Source organism: Nocardia panacis (assembly GCF_003598715.1).
GTDB lineage: Bacteria > Actinomycetota > Actinomycetes > Mycobacteriales > Mycobacteriaceae > Nocardia > Nocardia panacis.
Genome location: NZ_QZFU01000001.1, coordinates 1 through 820 on the forward strand (window position 1 = coordinate 1; position 820 = coordinate 820).

General features: G+C 40.5%; 1 pseudogene. It reads left to right on the top strand.

What is annotated here, in order from left to right:
- Positions 1 to 820: pseudogene (locus D5S18_RS36670) on the top strand (IS3 family transposase); the annotation flags it as partial.

The following is an 820-nucleotide window of genomic DNA, read 5'->3' on the forward strand; positions in this document are numbered from 1 at the left end:
GAAAGGGTCCCGAGTACTCTTCCGAATTAGAGAGACTGCAGGCAGAAAATCGCTATCTGAGTCAACAGAATGAAGTTTTAAAAAAGTACAACGAATTGGAAAGGAAGTTGATAAGGAAACGTCAATCAAACTAGTAGAAGAATTGTGCAAAATGATGACAGTACAGGACATTTGTGTCCATTTAGGCATCTCTCGCGCTTCGTACTATAGATGGAAAAAAGATCTGACTCAGAATCATTCTAAAAAACAACTAGAGGAACAAATCGGCACGTTGTGCCGAGAGCACAAGTATCGATATGGATATCGAAAAATCACAGCCATACTAAAAATGAGGATGCATATTAACCATAAAACTGTTCAACGTATCATGCAGAAAAACCAGTGGCAGTGCCGGGTTAAAATGAAAAAGCGTAAGAAGAATGGGCAGCCCTATGCCGTGGCCGGTAATATACTGGATCGGAACTTTCAATCTGATCGCCCTCTTGAAAAACTAGTAACGGACATCACGTATTTGCCTTATGGACAGAAACAATTGTACCTTTCCAGTATATTGGATTTATATAATGGAGAAGTGATTGCTTTTACGATTGGTGATAAGCAGGACACAGACTTTATTTTAAACACACTTGATCAGCTCCCAGCACTGCCTGAAAACTGTGTGTTACATAGCGACCAAGGTTCTGTGTATACATCTTACGAGTATCAGAAAGCTGTTCATATAAAAGGCATTACCATGAGCATGTCCCGTAAAGGGACGCCCGCTGATAATGCCTCCATCGAATCGTTTCATTCCTCGCTAAAGTCTGAAACGTTCTATCTT